This is a genomic window from Granulicella aggregans (assembly GCF_014203275.1).
Lineage (GTDB): Bacteria > Acidobacteriota > Terriglobia > Terriglobales > Acidobacteriaceae > Edaphobacter.
This window is the reverse complement of sequence record NZ_JACHIP010000002.1, coordinates 134,814-151,595: the sequence shown is the minus strand read 5'-3', so window position 1 is coordinate 151,595 and position 16,782 is coordinate 134,814. Positions and strand designations below refer to the sequence as shown.

General features: G+C 58.8%; 13 protein-coding genes. All 13 read right to left on the bottom strand.

The genetic code is table 11. The annotated features are described in order from the left end of the window. Positions 1-17: 17 nt before the first annotated feature. Positions 18-1,055, bottom strand: a complete 1,038-nt coding sequence (locus tag HDF16_RS06100; RefSeq protein WP_184214567.1) for a glycosyltransferase — start codon at positions 1,053-1,055, stop codon at positions 18-20. Continuing rightward, positions 1,052-2,203, bottom strand: a complete 1,152-nt coding sequence (locus HDF16_RS06095; RefSeq protein ID WP_184214565.1) for a glycosyltransferase family 4 protein — start codon at positions 2,201-2,203, stop codon at positions 1,052-1,054. Before HDF16_RS06095 ends, HDF16_RS06100 begins: the two co-directional genes overlap by 4 nt. Positions 2,204-2,218: 15 nt before the next feature. Continuing rightward, a complete protein-coding gene (locus HDF16_RS31190) occupies positions 2,219-2,830 on the bottom strand; it encodes an acyltransferase (protein WP_184214563.1) in 612 nt (203 codons plus the stop codon). 16 nt (positions 2,831-2,846) lie between these two features. Beyond that, positions 2,847-4,259, bottom strand: a complete 1,413-nt coding sequence (locus HDF16_RS06085) for an oligosaccharide flippase family protein (protein WP_184214561.1) — start codon at positions 4,257-4,259, stop codon at positions 2,847-2,849. Between the two features lie 62 nt (positions 4,260-4,321). After that, positions 4,322-6,394 carry a GumC family protein gene (locus HDF16_RS06080; protein WP_184214559.1) on the bottom strand — a complete coding sequence of 691 codons (2,073 nt, stop codon included), beginning with the start codon at positions 6,392-6,394 and terminating at the stop codon, positions 4,322-4,324. A 93-nt stretch (positions 6,395-6,487) separates the two neighbouring features. Further along, entirely contained in the window at positions 6,488-7,525 is a 1,038-nt protein-coding gene (locus HDF16_RS06075) for a polysaccharide biosynthesis/export family protein (protein WP_184214557.1), read from the bottom strand. Then, positions 7,522-8,847 carry a glycosyltransferase family 2 protein gene (locus tag HDF16_RS06070; RefSeq protein WP_184214555.1) on the bottom strand — a complete coding sequence of 442 codons (1,326 nt, stop codon included), beginning with the start codon at positions 8,845-8,847 and terminating at the stop codon, positions 7,522-7,524. The genes HDF16_RS06075 and HDF16_RS06070 overlap by 4 nt, the downstream gene beginning before the upstream one ends. Positions 8,848-9,112: 265 nt before the next feature. Further along, positions 9,113-10,561, bottom strand: a complete 1,449-nt coding sequence (locus HDF16_RS06065; protein WP_184214552.1) for a WecB/TagA/CpsF family glycosyltransferase — start codon at positions 10,559-10,561, stop codon at positions 9,113-9,115. A 489-nt stretch (positions 10,562-11,050) separates the two neighbouring features. Beyond that, a complete protein-coding gene (locus tag HDF16_RS06060; protein ID WP_184214550.1) occupies positions 11,051-12,061 on the bottom strand; it encodes a glycosyltransferase family 2 protein in 1,011 nt (336 codons plus the stop codon). Positions 12,062-12,159: 98 nt separating this feature from the next. Further along, a complete protein-coding gene (locus HDF16_RS31185) occupies positions 12,160-13,434 on the bottom strand; it encodes a glycosyltransferase (RefSeq protein ID WP_184214548.1) in 1,275 nt (424 codons plus the stop codon). 325 nt (positions 13,435-13,759) lie between these two features. Further along, the gene (gene rfbD / locus HDF16_RS06050; protein ID WP_348641256.1) at positions 13,760-14,680 is read right to left on the bottom strand and encodes a dTDP-4-dehydrorhamnose reductase; all 921 of its coding nucleotides are present in this window, start codon (positions 14,678-14,680) and stop codon (positions 13,760-13,762) included. A 1-nt stretch (position 14,681) separates the two neighbouring features. Continuing rightward, a complete protein-coding gene (gene rfbA, locus HDF16_RS06045; RefSeq protein WP_184214546.1) occupies positions 14,682-15,557 on the bottom strand; it encodes a glucose-1-phosphate thymidylyltransferase RfbA in 876 nt (291 codons plus the stop codon). Beyond that, the gene (gene rfbB, locus HDF16_RS06040; protein ID WP_184214544.1) at positions 15,554-16,681 is read right to left on the bottom strand and encodes a dTDP-glucose 4,6-dehydratase; all 1,128 of its coding nucleotides are present in this window, start codon (positions 16,679-16,681) and stop codon (positions 15,554-15,556) included. The genes rfbA and rfbB overlap by 4 nt, the downstream gene beginning before the upstream one ends. Between the last annotated feature and the right edge of the window lie 101 nt (positions 16,682-16,782).

The following is a 16,782-nucleotide window of genomic DNA, read 5'->3' as shown; positions in this document are numbered from 1 at the left end:
CGTCCCGCTCCAGAGGGTTATGGGGTGGATTTGTACTCGATGATCGCTGCGTTGCCGCCGCGCTGGCGCTGCCTGCGATATCGAAGCTGGCCGAAGAAGATCGGAATCTGCTGCAGGTGGGAGTGAACGCTGTAGGCGGCCAATAACTTCGTGGATTCAGTGCGGCTTCGAACCTTCATCGCGGTGCGTGCGAACAGTGCGAGCGCGACGAGAAGGAAGAGAAATAAGGGTAGTAGCGACCACATCAGGATCGAAAGCAGAGTCGCAAACGCTGGCCCGCAGGTCCAGAATATCCCGCGTGTCCAGTTGCTGCTGCTTTCGGCGCTCCAGAGTGGATCGTTCGTGTTCGCGTACATCGAAGAGATCTCGGCATACGCATAGCCGGTGCGAACGGATCGCCGCCAGTACTGCTTGAGGGTGTACATCGCCAGGTCATGCAGCGTCATGGGCGCATCGATATGCAGGATGCGATTGCCAAGGCCGCGCATGCGACGGCAGAGATCCGGCTCTTCGCCTGCGATCAGAGATTCGTTATAGCCGCCGACGCTCTCGAGCGCCGACCGGCGGACAAGGGCATCGCCGCCAAAGAAGATCGACCAACTGCTGCCCGTGCTCGATGCCGCGTTCCAGTCCATGTCGAAGATGGCGTTGTAGATCGAATCGGCGGTCCGCATCTCGCGCCGATCCCCGTAGACGCCGGCGATGCTCCCGTCCGCAAGCCGGGGTAGGGAAGTAGCGACAAACTCCGCATTGAGCAGCGTATCGCCATCGAGAAAGAGAATGAACGGAGTATCCGTCGCTGTCCAACCAGCGTTGCGACCACGCGCGGCTGTCGTTGGTCCATCGAGCACGATCGTCCTCACTCCCATGCTCTTTGCCAACGCGACCGACCCGTCAGTCGAAGAGGAGTCGACATAGATCACGTCCAGCAGGTCGCCGGGATAGTTCATCGCTAGGACCGAGGTGAGGCAGGCGCGCAGGCGCTCGCCTTCATTGCGTCCGATGACGACAACACCGATGCGTGGAAGGGACGAATTGGCAGTGGTGTCGCTCATACGGTCGTCTCGATCTCTGCGTTCGCATGCTCGGCCATGGGCGCGACGGCGTCAAGCATCAAAGCTTCAAGCGCGATGCCCGAGCGTTCCCACGTGAATTGCTGAATTAGTTCATGTCCCTGCTTTGCCAGCCTTAGTCGAAGTTCCCTATCGAGCACGAGCCGGATGATGTTCGCCGCGAGCGCAGCCGGATCTTTGATCGGGCTCACCAGCGCGGTCTCGTTGTCTATCGCAAATGCCTCGTCGGCTCCACCGCGTGTCACGGCGATCGCACCACCGCACATCAGAGCCTCCGCTGGCGGCAGCCCCCAGCCTTCGGTCCAGCTTGGGCTGATGAAGACCGCGGCGCGGTTGTAGAAGCTGTTCAGCATATCCTGCGGCGGTTGGTGGTGATATTCGACTCCCGGCGGCAACTTCGGCGGCGCGGGATCGATGCCGAACAGTGTCAGACGTAGCTCCGGAATCGTCTGTCGCGCAATCTCAAAGGCCGCGAGACCGTCCGCTGAACCCTTCCATTCCACGATGTGATACAGCATCAGCAACTGATGCGGATCGCGATCTTCAGATGGCACCGTCTGCCTAAACCGGGTGAAGTCCATGCCGTTGGGGATCAGATGAGACGTCAGTCCCATCTCGGTGGCGATGCGCTGCAGCCATCCGGCGATGACGATCTTTTCGAACGGCGCCTTCCATGTGTCGAAGACGCGCTCTTCCGGTCCGGACCAAGTCTCGAGATGTTGAATGATATAGAAACGTCTGCCCTTGCCCGGAGGGTAGGTGATCGCCCACTCGACTGTCTCCCACGCCGTGGCGACAACGATATCCGCATCGGGAACATTCGCCGCCGAAAGATCCTTCGTCCAGGGCATGCCTACAGCAGGGGAGACGGTAAACCAGTGATCGGGGCGATAGCCGTTCGTCCACTTCATCTTGAAGTAACGCATCACCGCTTTTATCTTTGCCTTCAACCCAAGAGAAGACAGCGGCTCATCGATCCGCAGCAGGTTCGGATGGATGACCTTCACCTGATGGCCTCGCGCGACTAAAAAATTCGCGTACTCGTACACCACCTTGAAGCCCCCCGCCGGCTTGGCCGCGGACATAGGCAGAAGAAAGGTGATGCGAAGCGAATTGGCGCTGGAGGTCATACGGTTGTCCGGGAGTTACGCCTCGGAACTCTCCTTGAAGAAGTACGCAACGCGCCGGGCGACCAGCTCGGGTTCCATGGCCGGATCGAATCCGCGAACCCCTCGTTTTGCAATCAAGTCGGCCCAGGGAAGATTTGCTGACTCTTCGATTCGCCTTGCGAGCAGATCTTCGATGTTTCCGATAACCCGTGCCGGAACACCGCCAACTACGGTTCCCGGAGGAACGTCCTTCGTGACGACCGCCCCCGCGGCGACGATCGCGTTGGGGCCAATCGTAATGCCGGGCATGACGATCGCGTTATGCCCGATGAAGACATTGTCCTTGATACGGACCGCTCCGACTCCCTCGAGCGCGACGTTGTATGCGCGGTTCAGCATCGCGTTCGAGCCGTCGTGACCCAGGATGGTACACGTCGCGAACTGAACATTATTGCCTAGTTCGACATACTTTGGATCAGAGAACTGGGTCGACATCAGGATGCTGCAGTGCTCGCCCTGAGCGTGAAAGACCTTTCGCGCGCGCAGAAAGTCGGCGTACTCGGAGCCGCCCGGACCGCATAACTTCAGGTAGAGCGACGTAAGTCTCCCGGTCCTGAAGGCAATCTTTCTGATGAGGTTCTTGAGCATAGTTCAGAGGCCCTGCTTATCCCAGAATGAGCTTCTTGACGAAGTGGCCGATGCCGAGAAATCCGAGAAACATCGCCGTCGAATAGATGTCCTGCCGCCACACACTGACCTTCTCCTTCCAGACACCCCAGGTCAGCACCAAGTAAAAGGGGAAGTCGCCTGCAGCCACGCTGATGACCGCACCGCGCAGACCGAAGTGAGCATACGCGATAGGGAGAGCGAGGAACATCGTAGCGCAATAGCATGCCGTTCCGATGGCGTTGTACTTTGACTTCCCGAGCGCGAAGAGAATATCGCCGATGGTTGCGTACATCAGCGTATGCCATAGACCAAGCGCAAGGATTGGGATCATCCACGCCGTGTCGGCGTAACGTTTGTCATAAAGGTGAGGGATGATGGTGCCACCGAAGTTGACTACCAGGCTGAGGACCAACGAACCAGCGGCAAGCACGTAGAAACGATACTTCAGGCAGTTCTTGCGGAACTCCGGCAGGGGCAGATGAACCAGCTTCGAGATGAAGGGAAGACCTACACGGTAGGAGAACTGCTGGATGACCTGTCGCGGAATATCCGCAAAGGTGAAGGCGACGATATATACGCCTAGGATACTAGCCCCGACAAGCCGTCCCAGGATAAGCCGGTCAGCCTGCGACGCCATATAGTAAAGCGCCGTCCCGAGCATGATCCACTTCCCGAAATGAACGAGGCTGTGGACCGCGTCTTTCTCCCAGGCGAAGGAGTTCCTCCTTCCCGGAAGAATCTTCGGCAGGTGGCTTATCGAGGTCTTCAGAACCGAGGCAGCAAGAGATCCACCCACGAGCGACCAGATGCTGTGGGTGGCCACCGCGAGACCATAGGTGACAAGAATCGTGACTATCTGGCTGGAAAGATCGATCATCAACAGCCGCTTGACGCCGATATGTCGAGCGGCCGTCATCAGGTTGCTGCTGGCAAAGCCGTCGATGACTGTGCTGAACGCGACAATCGGAATCAGCATGTAGAGTCGGGAATCGCGATAAAAGTGTGCGGCAGGTATTGTAAGGATGAGAGCGACAACCCAGAGGAAACAGCCGCGAACAACCTGGATCGTCCACGCTGTATCAAGAAATATAGGCTCGTCGCCGCGCGGTGATCCGATCACTCCGGGAAGGAGACCAATGTCAGAGATCAGGGTCGCTCCCAGCGTGATCGTGCTTACGAGGCCCATAAGGCCGAAGTATTCTGGCACCAACATGTGCGTGAGCAGTGTGTTGTTTACCAACCTCAGAGACTGAGAGATCCCATAGGACCCTGCGGTCCAAAGGGTCGCCTTAAGCGCTGTTCCTTCGAGATTGCGCTGTTTCGTTGCCTGGAGTACCTCAACAGCCGCAGCCCCGCCCTCGATCTCTTCGGTGGTAAGCGGTGGCAGCAGGGAATCAGAGGACGGCATAGGCTCCTTGGGGCGGGCTATTCAAAATCGGGACTAGCTTTGCCGGGCGTGTCGGAGCACGCCTAAGCGGCGCTTCGGCGATAGTCGGCGATGGTCTTGGCGACATCCTCTTCGGCGCGCTTCTCGGTCACTCCGTTCAGCACGATGGCGATTCCCGCGATCTTCAGCCGTTCCAGCAGGCGCGCTGCGCGGACAAGCTCGTCCTTGCGAGTTTCGCCAGAATCGACGATCAGCACCGTTCCATCGGCGGTGCGTGCAAAGTGTTCCGTATACGCGGAGGTGAAGAGCGGGTCGGCTGCAACCAGGATGGTGTTGTAGTAGCTGCGAGAGCGACGCAGCAACTCTGCGACCTCCGAAGCCGGAAGCGAGATGACGCGATAGGGCTCTTTGTCGACCTCGGTGGAGAGCTGGGCTGAGCCATCTGTAACCGTGAGCAGACGCGGATTCGGCTGTCCAGTTTCGACGCCGGCCGTCTTGGTTGTCGGCTTCGCCTGTCCGGGGTGCAGTATGTTGACCACCAGGACGCGCAAACCGTTGCTTGAAAGCTCAGCGCCGAGCCGTTCCACGATGGTGCTGGAGTTGCTCCGTCCCACCGAGGGGAACACAAAGGTACGTGCTCCGGTGCGGCGATGGGCTTGGTCCAGGCCACCCGCTAGACGCAGGAAGTACTCGCGTTGAATGTCCGGAGAAAACTCCGAGTCGCTCAGCAGCAGGCCGATTGGCGGGAAGCCAACCACTTTCCGGATGTCGCGGCTGGTGTAGATGTGCGGGTCGACTGCATCGGCGATGAACGCTGCAGCGAATCCGGATAGCAGGCACGCGATCAACAGCGCACCGTAAGCGATTGCGGTCTTGCGCTTGACCGCGCCGTTGGGAGGCAGAGCCGCTGAGAAGAGACGCACCGATCCAGGTGAGTCGCCCTCAAGCGAGACGTTCTGGAGACGTGTCTCGACTACGCCTTCCATGGCCAGCAGCCGGTCCACCTCTGAAGAGACCAGCTGGGATTGCTGGAGTCGGGGACGCGCTGTCGATGCCTCCGAAGTTGTCTTTGCAATGTCAGCGGACAGGTCATTCTCTAGGCTTGTTGCACGCGATTTGGCAGACAATGCCCGTTGCTGAATATGCGCGGAAGCCTTTCGGATCGCCTCTCGATTGATCTGTTCAAGACGTTGATCAATCTCAGAGTTATCGTTCTGCATCTGGAGGTAAGCGGGATTGGTAGGCTTCAGCCCGGTCATCAGCGAAAGATTCGCCGCCTTCTTGGCGGTCAGCCCGGATTTGATTGCTCCCACTGAGCCATCCAGGTTCACCTCTTCCTGAGCTGCCTGCAGTAGAGCAGGGCTGGGGGTGCTGCCCGTGCCCAGAGAGCGAAGTTCTGCGTCAGCCTCGGTCGCCTTCTCACGCGCGTCGCTGTACTCCTCGCGCAACTTGCCGAGCCTGTCATCAAAGGGATTGGCCCCGCCAGTGGCTTCATAGTGAGCCATGCCAACATCCTGCAGCAACTGGTTCTGCTTCTGCATGGCAGCGGCCAGCTGACGCTCGATGTCAGCTTTATCCTGCTTCAGGGTTGCCAGCTTCTGATCGTGGCCAAAGACTTCCTGGTCACGCGCATCGGCGAGGTACTGCGATGTAATTTCGTTGACGAAGTCCGCTACTGTTGCCGGACGATCGCTCTCAAGCGTTATCGCGACCTCATAGCTGTGTCCGACCTGCTCTACCTTCAACGCCTTCTGGAGTCTGAGAATCTGGTTCTGCTCCGGCTCGCCGGGAAAAATCTGAGGCCATGCCTGGGGGAACTTCCGGATCGCCTTCTGCAGCGTCTCGTAACGCGTTGCCGACGTCACCTGTTGTTCCAGGAAGGAGTCGTATTGGCGGTCATGATCGTGGCTGTCGCCCAGCGCAGTGGGGAAGATAGGCGAGACATAGACGACGGCTGTGGACTCGTAGGACGGCCTCATACGGTTGTGCAGCACCAAGGCGCCGAGCAGGCCTACTGAGAGCGCAACCCCGACCGCGAGCTTTGCGTGTCGGCGGATGAGGTCGAGGGGCTGAATGCCAACCCGTACAGGCTCGCCGGTGGAGGACGCAACTCCAGGTGGTGAGGCGATCGGGGAGAGCTCGCTGGTTGAGGGCATACTAGATCATTCTCCAGAGAAATTGATTTGAAGCATCGTGCGCTATCTTTGCCGTGCGTCTGTTGCCATGCGTCGATCGACTGCGTCTCGTGCCTAACGCGCCAACGTGAAGATCGTCCCAATTCCGATGATGGGAGATATCTGCTGGAAGAAGAAGCCAGTCTTTGCCAATCCACTGCGCGGCACGAAGATGACGTCTCCGTCGTGCAGCGCAATATCCGTTCCAGCCGGTGGCTGTAGAAGATCTTTGAACTTGACTGTCTGAATCTTTCCCGTTGAGGGTGTAATGACTTGGATCAACGGATTGCCCGCCTTCTCCGTAATGCCACCCGCGCTTGAAAGCAGAGTAGTCACCGTGCTGTTCCCAGCGAGCCTTACCGGGCCGGGGTGAGTTACCTCGCCCAGAACCGAGATCAGACTCGCCTGGTCTTCCGGAAAATAGACGATGTCGTTGCGTCTTAGCCGAACATTGTTCAGAGCTCGCTTGCTGTCGAAGCGTTCGCTCAGGTTTACATTCATCACCTTATCGTCGCCGCGATAAATCACACACTTGCGAGCCATCTGTGTCGTCTTATCGGCGTTGTAGACGAGCCCTGCACGTGTGACCGCCTCAAGCAAAGTTGGCGGTTGGTCGAATGTGATCACGCCGGGCTTTTCAATGGCTCCGAGCAGCAGAATGTGGTTTGAACCGTACTTGGTCACCTGTATGGTGGAAGACATCTCTCCGCTGTAGTACTTCGAGAGGGCTGTATCCACGGCTTTGGCGGCGTCATCTCGCGACTTTTCGCCGATATTCACCGTTCCGATGACAGGCATTGTGATGCGCCCGTCGGGGCCGATGACATGCGCGCCGCTCAACTCCGGCCGGCCGGAGACCGTGACGACTATGTCATCGCCGCCGCCCAGCAGATACTCCTCGTCCGCGCTTGGCTGACTGGCCTCAAGCTCGAGCGGATGCCGCTGCAGACCAGACTCCTGAGGAGTCGACCCGGTGGTGGTGGCACTGCCGTCCTGTCCGCCCGGCTGAGCTTGAGAGAATGCCTGTGAAGACGCGCTCGCGAACAGCATTCCGCAGCCTATCGCGGATACCTGCAGGAACCGTCCAAGGAGAGTTTGGGGAGTGAACTTCATGAAATCTCCTGAGTATGATTGGCGGCTTTGGCGGCCAGAATCTCCTGTGGCGCAACTTCGACTACGGTATCCCGCGTCGTGCGAACCCAGGTAGCTCCCTTTCCGGAGGCGCGTACGGCGGAAGTAACCATCGTGACCCGCCAGAAGAGATATACCGGAGACAGCAAAAGAGCCTGTAGGCTGCCTTTGCGGTCTGGACTGACTCTAACGATCGCGGCCATGTGCAGCAGGATGACGCCGAAAGCGATGAGCACGTAGCTCCGAGTCAGGCTGGTTGGGTAGAGCAGGAGAAGTCCCAGCGAAAAGACCTCAAGGGCGAGGGGAAGCCCGAGGAGGTCGATCAGGGGTTCAGAGAGCCTAAGTTTGCCTGCCGCTACATTGCCCACGAGCCGAAAGCCCCAGTCCCGCAGCAGGCGCAGGCGTCCACCCTCCCAGCGTGAGTGCTGGCTCGCCGAGGTGCTCGCGGAGAGCGGCATGTCGCCCAGCACGTAAGCTTCTTCGATAAAGCGGACTTTATAACCGCGCTCCACCAGCGATAGGTGGAACTCCATATCTTCAACGATCGAGTGGGCGTCGTAGGCCACGTCTTCCAGCACCTCGCGCCGCATCGCGAAGCCGTTGCCGAAGATGCCGCAGGAGAGACCAAGATTATCCCGACCTCGCGCGCGCACCACGTTGATGCCCAGAAACGCGAGCGAAGTAAGCCCGGTCCGCCACGAAGCCGAGAAGTTCCTCACCTGGTAACGGCATTGCACCACGGGAGAGGACGCAAGCTGCTTCAAGACGACTCGAACAATATTAGGCGAGACAGTCGAATCCGCATCGACGATCATCACCGCATCCGCCATTCCCGGGCCGAACGCGTACTCGAAACCGTGCTTCAGAGCATGACCCTTACCTGCACGGGATAGATCGTTGACTACCTCGACCCGCGCACCGGCCTTCCGCGCCCGTTCGGCGGTGGCGTCGCTGCAGTTGTGCGCAATCACCAGCACGTCGTCAGGGTTTCCGGTCGCCTCCGTCAGGCTTTGAACACAGCGGGCGATGCACAACTCTTCGTTGTGGCTTGGAACGATGATCATCATGCGTTTCGGGGTACGCGAACTGGCATCGTTGAAGTCATGCCGATAGTTCTCGAGTTCAGCTGCCGTGCCCTCGGAAGCATTCAGGGCAACCACGCCGCCAGTCACGGCCTCTTCCCGCCGGGCAGGCAGCATCGACCCGATCGTGAGCAGGAACAGCTCGACCACAAGCGGAAGAGTAACAAGCAGGAGAACCCATTTCAGGAAAACAGCGAGAGCCAGCAACACAGTTACTGCCATACGAACCTACAATCCCGAGACACCACCACAGCCTTAAGGGTATGCGTCGAAACCCATGTTTTCAACAAGGAAATGGCTTCTTCGGTGCAGATTGCAACGAATGTGTTAGACGCACCGCCGCAATCTTCAGAAGCGGCCTGTGCGCCGGGTTCGCGAGCCATGGGCTCGAAGTCACCTTGTACTGGGTGCGACCGAGTGAGCCACCTGGATACTGTTAGCTGCGATCGTCCAACCTCAGGCTCCGTGAAACCTGTAAATCGATCTCTCATCGACCGACTTCCTCTTTGAGGAAAGGGCGCGTGGTCGACCTGGGTTCAGCTGCGGGAGCTTTGGAATCGATTCGACGCAGGGCATCGGCGACCTTCGGTGCAAGGCGGAACAGACGCTCCTGCAGAAACGCAGTCCGGAAGAGTCTACGCAGGCTCGGCCGCATACCGACCAGCCAGATGTCCTGGTTGCGGTCGCGCATCTTGCTGCTCAGATCCACCAGGAAGCCCATCGCATCGGCACCGATCGATGTTGTGAGATTGAGATCCAGGATCATTGGCGAATCGAGATCTTCCAGCTTTTCCAGAGCCTGGTCGAACTCCTCCACTACTTCACCGGTAAATCTTCCCACCAGCGTGATGACCAACGCCTGGTTCTCCTGGAAGACCGAGATGCGCGAGAGCGCCGAAGTTCGAGGCTGCGTGGATACCGCCAGCATCTGCAACGACAGGTGACGAAGGATGCCCATCGCGTTGCGCGTGTACCGGCCGCCCAAACGGCCGGGCTCCTTGTAAAACCGGTGCATCCACTCGAGGCCGGACTTCTGCATCCACTCCGGAGCGCGAGTATGGGTGCCGGAGAGAAAGTCGAGCGAAGCTCCCACGCCGATGCAGACGGGCACATGCAGCCTGCTGCGGTGCATCGCCAGCCACTTTTCCTGCTTCGGATTCCCGAAGGCCACCAGCAGAATGTCGGCGTCCGACTCTTCAATCATTCGCAGGATGCTACCGTGATCCATGTCGTCTATGGAGCCAAAGGGAGGGGAGAATCGCCCCGCAATCTGCGCTCCGGGATAATTGCGCATGATCCACGCAGCAGCATCGCGAGAGCGTTCTTCGGTCGCGCCCAGCAAGAAGAGGCGTCGGCCTTTACGCTGTGAGAGTTCGGCCAGGCGCGGAAGCAGGTCTGATCCTGCCACGCGCTCTTTCAGCGGAGTTCCCATGATGCGCGAGGCCCAGACGAGCGGCATTCCATCGGGAAGCACGAGATCGCAGCGCTGAAGGATATCCATCAGTTCGTCGTCGCCAATCGCCTTCATCAGGAAGTCGATGTTCGCGGTGGCGATCTGGTGAAAGCCGTCCGTCTCGATCAACTTGTCCAGTGCTTCGATCGTCTCGTCCATCGACAGGTTGTCGATGGGTACGCCCAGGATTGCGATGCGTTTGAGTCCGCCTCCCATGTTTGCTCCCGCCTGCAGGATACTTGGTGTTCCGTCGCGATACGCCGTACTTGCGGACTCCCGCGAGGCGACGCCCCCGGTGCACATCTGGATGTCCAACTCGCTCTTCTGACGGCTGGACCAGACCCCAACTGGTCCCGTGATGCTGATCTGGGCTATATCCGTGCCGCAACCGGTCGCCGTGAGATCCGCGCCAGACAGAAGAATGGCATCATACTCAAACCTTTCGGTGCTTCCATCATACACCGGATGAACAGGGCCACCCAAACTCCGGCTCTCCCGAAAGTTCCCTCTCGGGACCATCGACAGGATGCTCGCCGCGCAATCATTGGCGGCTCCATTCAGCGGCCTTTCGTGCCGTCCAAGGGAGTGGCAGACGTTTCGCCGATGTCTCCGGCTATTAAACTTGACGCCATCAGCCGATAACTTTTCGCCGCAGCGGAGCTTCAACGCTACAACCTCACAATTGTCTTCCTTCGGCAACTGTGTCCTCTTCCGCACCAGGATTTGAGTTCTGCGAGACGGTCAGACCGACTTAGGGATCCAATCAAAGCGGGCCCGAAGAGATGCAATGGCAAAATCCATCAACCCTCCGATCATGGATGCTGTAAATAAGCCTGTCCATACATCTTTGGACCGCATCGAATCCCACGCGAAGGGGATGAATTCTTTGTGGAGACCCGGATACTGATTCTCTTGAGATGGCGCGGGGGAAGCCAACGGAAAGGTCGCGATCAGGACGCGATCTGCGGTTGCCTACCAGGGCTGGGGAGGGGAAACCCGTCCGCCCTTAGTCTCTTTCCAGGCCAGGCTCATTAGGTCGGCCAGCCGCTTCTGATTGCGCACCTCGCAGCGCGCATCCTCCCCGCTCCGAAGCCGGTTCCGCCATGCCCGCAACAGGTACCAGATCTCCTCCAGCCAGCGTACCGCGACCGCAGTCGAACCTTTGTGCTTCCGGTAGTAGAGCAGGGTGCTGCGCATCCGCCACAAGACCAATTGCGCTCCGGTCTGCGACATCTCGAGAGTCTTGATCTGGCGCGAAGATTCGCCACCTACATGGACCACGCAGATCTCCGGCCAGTACATGATCTTGTATCCGGCGCTTTGGATGCGCAGGCAGAGGTCTACCTCTTCGTAGTAGAGAAAGAACCTCGGATCGAAGAAGCCGTACCGATGCAGAATATCGGCGGGAATGATCGAGTAAGCGCCGGGTACCCAGTCAACCTCTGCCGCTTCCATGGGGTCGGCCCACGTCCGATCCGCCTGACCGAAGAAACGCGACCCGGGATACTTGTCGGCCAGGCCCGAGATCACGAGCAACTGGCGCATCGGATTGGGAAACATCCGCGCTGAGGGTTGCAGTTCACCGTCGCGCCCCACCAGCCGTCCGCTTGCCAGACCTACGGTGGGATCCGCCTCCATCTTCTCAAGGGACAAGCAAAGCGTGTCGCGTTGCAGGAATGCGTCCGAGTTGAGCAGGACGATATAACGGCCATGGGCAGCAGCAAAAGCAAGGTTGTTGGCGCGCCCGAAACCCAGATTCTCAGTGCTCTCGATGACCCGAACCCAGGGAAACTCCTCCCGAACCATCGCAGCCGATCCGTCGCGCGAGTGGTTGTCCACGACAATCGTCTCCACCACAAGGTTGCCGGTCGCGACCGCCACTGAATCGAGGCACTCACGCAACACGTCGCGGGTGTTGAAGGACACGATCAGAATCGAGATCGCGGGCTTCGGGGATCCAGTGTCGTTTGCTTCGTTCTGCATGAGTGGTAGCGTTCGCTCCGTGGCCTTGTCGATCTTTGCCTTCGTCTCTGGTCCGCACCTCGCGGCTCCAGACCTCAAATGCCGAGTCTTGCGTTCAGTCAGGATGAAACTTCTGGGGCACGGCTCGCTAGACCGCCGGTGCTGAGTCCGTGCCGCTCGAATACTCGGGCGAGAGTGCCGATGTTCGTATACAGATCATAGCTCGAAAGCACCTTCTCCCGGCCCGCCCTGGCGAGCGTCATGCGCCGGGCCGGATCACCTATTAGAGATGCCATGGCATCCGTCAGGTGAGGTTGGGAGGACGGCGGGACCAACAGCCCCTCCATCCCTGGTTCGATCAGTTCAGGTATTCCCGCTACAAATGTGCTGATGCAGGCGATCTGCATGGACATGGCTTCCATAAGAGCCACCGGAACTCCCTCGGCAAAACTGGGCAAGACGAAAAGGTCAGCCGTTCCCAAAAGGGCACGGGTCGCGGGGTGGCTCAGTGCGCCATGCAGTGTGACGGAATCCTTCAACCGATAGGTTTGAATAAAGTCCTCGAGCGAGCTGCGTCCGTCTCCGTCGCCTACGATACTTAATCTCACCTGGAGCCTGCGGTCAAGCAATTCCCGAAAAGCTCCGAGCAGAATCATCTGCCCCTTCGCCGGATGCAACCGGCCCACTGAAACGATATGCAGCGTCTCCCGCGTCGTCTCAGGTGGTGGAGCAAAGACCGCAGTCCGAACGCCCAGCCGGCAGACTTCAAACTTACCCCACGAAGCGACCGGCGCAATCTTGTACAACTGACTCCGGCAGAAGTCGCTAATGCAGGTCACAAAGCTTGCCTGTCGCAACTTCTGCTCTAGAAACGATGGACCCACATCGTAGAACTCCTCCGGCCCATGGATCGTCAGCGAGTACGGAATCCCCCAGGCGATCGACGTCAGCATGCCGACGGTAGCCACCGAACCGCCAAAGTGCACATGGAGATGGGTACATCCTCTTTGCAGCATCCATTCGCCGAGAAGGATGGCCTCGACCAGATAAAAGAGGGAATAGGCCATTCCGGGTAGATCCCACGGGCGCAGCGCCAGCGCTGCCGACAAGCCCCGTCCTACCACGCCCGGTCGCCGGACAAGAGTCCTGAACAGTATCTTGAGAATCGCCCCCTTGGGCGTTTCTTTGATGTAGAACGTGCGTGCCGCCTCGCGCGTCTCATCTTCGGGAAATCCTCCTGCCGGTGGATGAATCGAGTTAATCGATGCCGTTTCGATCGAGAAGCCGTGTTCCCGCATAAGCAGGACTTCATTCAAGAAAAAAGTATGGGAGATGGCCGGATACTGACTTAACAGATAGGCGATGCGGGTCGGCCCGGCGGTCGAGGGGGTCACCACGTCAGTCTACCGTCCAGTCGAAATTTGGCAGTCCCACGGGAGATGTAGGCTGGACGACCTTGACGCGGCTTCTATTCCTCGCGCACTTGGCCCCGAAGGGCGCCGTATCAAACCTTTGAGAGTCAATGACCAAGCCAGGCGACACCAATCCATTCAAGTGAAAGAATAGGAAGCTAAATAGTAATCTGGGGAATCTTTGGGAGCTCCAGCGAACGCGTACTACGAAATTCGGCCATTCGTCTGGCCGCAAACATGATGAGCTCAGGATGCCTTAAGCTACCCATAAGGTTATAAAGAAACCGTAATCAATTGCACACAACTTTCAGTCGATAGGAGTGGGCAATCGCGTTTCCGCGATAACCAGCTTCAGCGACTCCGGCCATGCAGCCGTCTTCCAGCCGAATGTTCGTGACAGCTTTTGGCAGTTCAGGCGCGAATTTCCTGGTCGAGCCGCGGGCGTAGGATACTCGCTGCTTGGAATTCCTGTGACCTTCGCCATGGTTGCATCTGGCTCTAATTCCTGAATCATCGCGATCGCTTCCCTCGCAAAGCCTGCCCAGGTCGTCTCGCCGCCGCCCGCAACATGATAGATGCCTTTGAATGGAGCGGCTGCTTCGCGCCCGTTCCCGCATTCCGCGATCGCGTGCGCCGCCACCTGCGCAAGACTCCGGCTCCAGGTCGGAGCTCCATGCTGATCGTCGACGATGCGCAACTCGCTCCGCTCCGCTGCTAACTTCAGGATCGTTCGAAGGAAGTTCTTCCCAGTCGATCCGTATACCCAGCTTGTCCGGAAGATCAGTGATGCCGCCCCGGACCCCAGGAGTGCCTGCTCTCCAGCCAGCTTGCTCGCGCCGTAGGTGCCCAACGGGCCGGTCGCATCCTCCTCGACCCACGGAACCGTTCCTTCGCCGTTGAAGACGTAGTCTGTTGAGAAGTGGAGGACCGAGGCTCCAATCGCCTTCGCTTCAAGCCCAATCACTTCTACGGCATCGCGGTTGATCGCATAGGCAAGCTCGGACTCGGACTCTGCTTTGTCCACGGCCGTATACGCTCCGGCACTCACGATCCAGTCAGGCCTTGCACTCCGCACAAAAGCGCGCACCGAATCGGCACTGGCGAGGTCCATCTCCGCGCGTGAGGGGGAGATCACCTCGCCGAAGGGAGCAAGTGTGTGCAACAGTTCGCCGCCCACCTGTCCCGAGGCTCCTGTCACCAGAAACCGCTGCCCGGCCAATCGAGCCACCCTAGTAGACCGTCTCTTCAAGGAGCCGAAGCAGATACTTTCCGTAGGTGCTCTTCTTGATGTCTTCGGCAAGCGCCGTCAGTTCAGCGGCATTAATGTAGCCGAGACGATAGGCGATCTCTTCCGGGCATGCGACCTTCAAGCCCTGTCGCTGCTCGATGGTGTGGATGAAGTTGGAGGCCTCGAGCAGGGAATCGTGCGTCCCCGTATCCAGCCATGCCAATCCACGACCGAGCACTTCCGTCCGCAACTCGCCCGCGTTTAGATACCAGATGTTGACGTCTGTGATCTCAAGCTCGCCGCGCGGCGAAGGTTTCAGGTTTTTCGCAATCTCGACCACACGGTTGTCGTAGAAGTAGACGCCTGTGACCGCGTAACGCGACTTCGGCTTCAGGGGTTTCTCTTCAAGCGACACCGCTCGCCGCTGATCGTCGAATTCCACCACGCCATAGCGCTCCGGGTCCATCACCGGATAAGCGAATACAGTCGCCCCCGTCGTACGCGAGGCAGCATCGCGCAGCGTCTTGGCAAAGTCATGGCCATAGAAGATGTTGTCGCCCAGAACCAGGCAGCAGCCTTCGCCCGCGAGGAACTCTTCGCCAATCAGAAATGCCTGTGCCAGGCCGTCCGGCGAAGGCTGCACCGCGTACTGAATCTCGATCCCCCACTTCTTTCCGTCACCGAGCAACTGCTTGAACCGGGGCGTGTCGGAGGGCGTGGAGATGATCAGGATGTCTCGTATCCCCGCCAGCATCAGCACTGAGAGCGGATAGTAGATCATCGGCTTGTCGTAGACGGGAAGAAGCTGCTTGGATACCGCCTGTGTCACCGGATGAAGCCGCGTGCCGGAGCCGCCGGCGAGGATAATGCCCTTCATTTCGTACCTGCTTCCACTGCAGCCACCGCGAAATCTGTAAACGCCGCGCTGCTTCGATCGGCGTAGTTCTTATTCACCCACTGCTGATAGGCTCCGCTGGTCACGTCCTTCAACCACTCGGGGTTGTCGAGATACCACTGGACCGTCTTGCGCATCCCGGTCTCGAAGCTTTCGGCCGCGTGCCAGCCTAGTTCGCCTTCAATCTTGCGAGCGTCGATCGCATAGCGCCGGTCATGTCCGGGACGGTCCTGCACATAGGTGATCAGCTTGCTGTGCGGGACGAATGGCGAGTCTGGACGGAGCTCATCGAGTAGAGCACAGACTGTGTGAACCACCATGAGGTTTGCCCGCTGATTGCCACCACCCACGTTGTAGGTTTCGCCAAGACGGCCGTTCTCAAGAACCGTGGCGATCGCGCTACAGTGATCCGCTACAAACAGCCAGTCGCGAATCTGCTGGCCATCGCCGTAAACAGGCAATGGCTTGCCCGCCAGCGCATTCAAGATCATCAACGGGATCAGCTTTTCGGGAAACTGGAAGGGACCGTAGTTGTTCGAGCAGTTCGTGATCAACGCGGGAAGCTTGTACGTATGCACCCACGCGCGCACCAGCATGTCCGATGATGCCTTCGACGCGGCATACGGCGAGTTCGGCGCATACGGTGTCCTCTCGTGGAACGCCGGATCCTCGGGCGTCAACGTGCCGTACACTTCGTCCGTTGAAACATGCAGGAAGCGGAACAGTTCCTTTTCTTCCCCAGCCAACGACTCATAGAATGCCCGCGCGCAGCGCAGCATTGTGAACGTGCCATCGATATTGGTCTTCAGGAATGCTTCGGGTCCTGCAATCGACCGATCAACGTGGCTCTCGGCCGCGAAGTGAACGACCGCTGAAGGCCGATACTCGGCCAGCAGCTTTGCGACCAACTCGCCGTCATTGATGTCCCCGTGAACGAAGATGTGGCGAGGATTCGAGGCGATCGACGCGAGATTGCCCAGGTTCCCGGCATACGTCAGGGCGTCGAGATTGATCACCGTCTGACCCGCGGCGACCGCAGCGAGTACGAAGTTCGATCCTATGAATCCGGCGCCGCCGGTGACCAGCAGCGTCTTGTGCAAACTCATGGCGAATCCCTTTGTCTTGAGGAAAGTACATCGCTAGGTTACAGGCTGCGAGGCAAAATCTGCCTAACGAATTTGTTGTACATGCAAGGGGGGAACGGAAA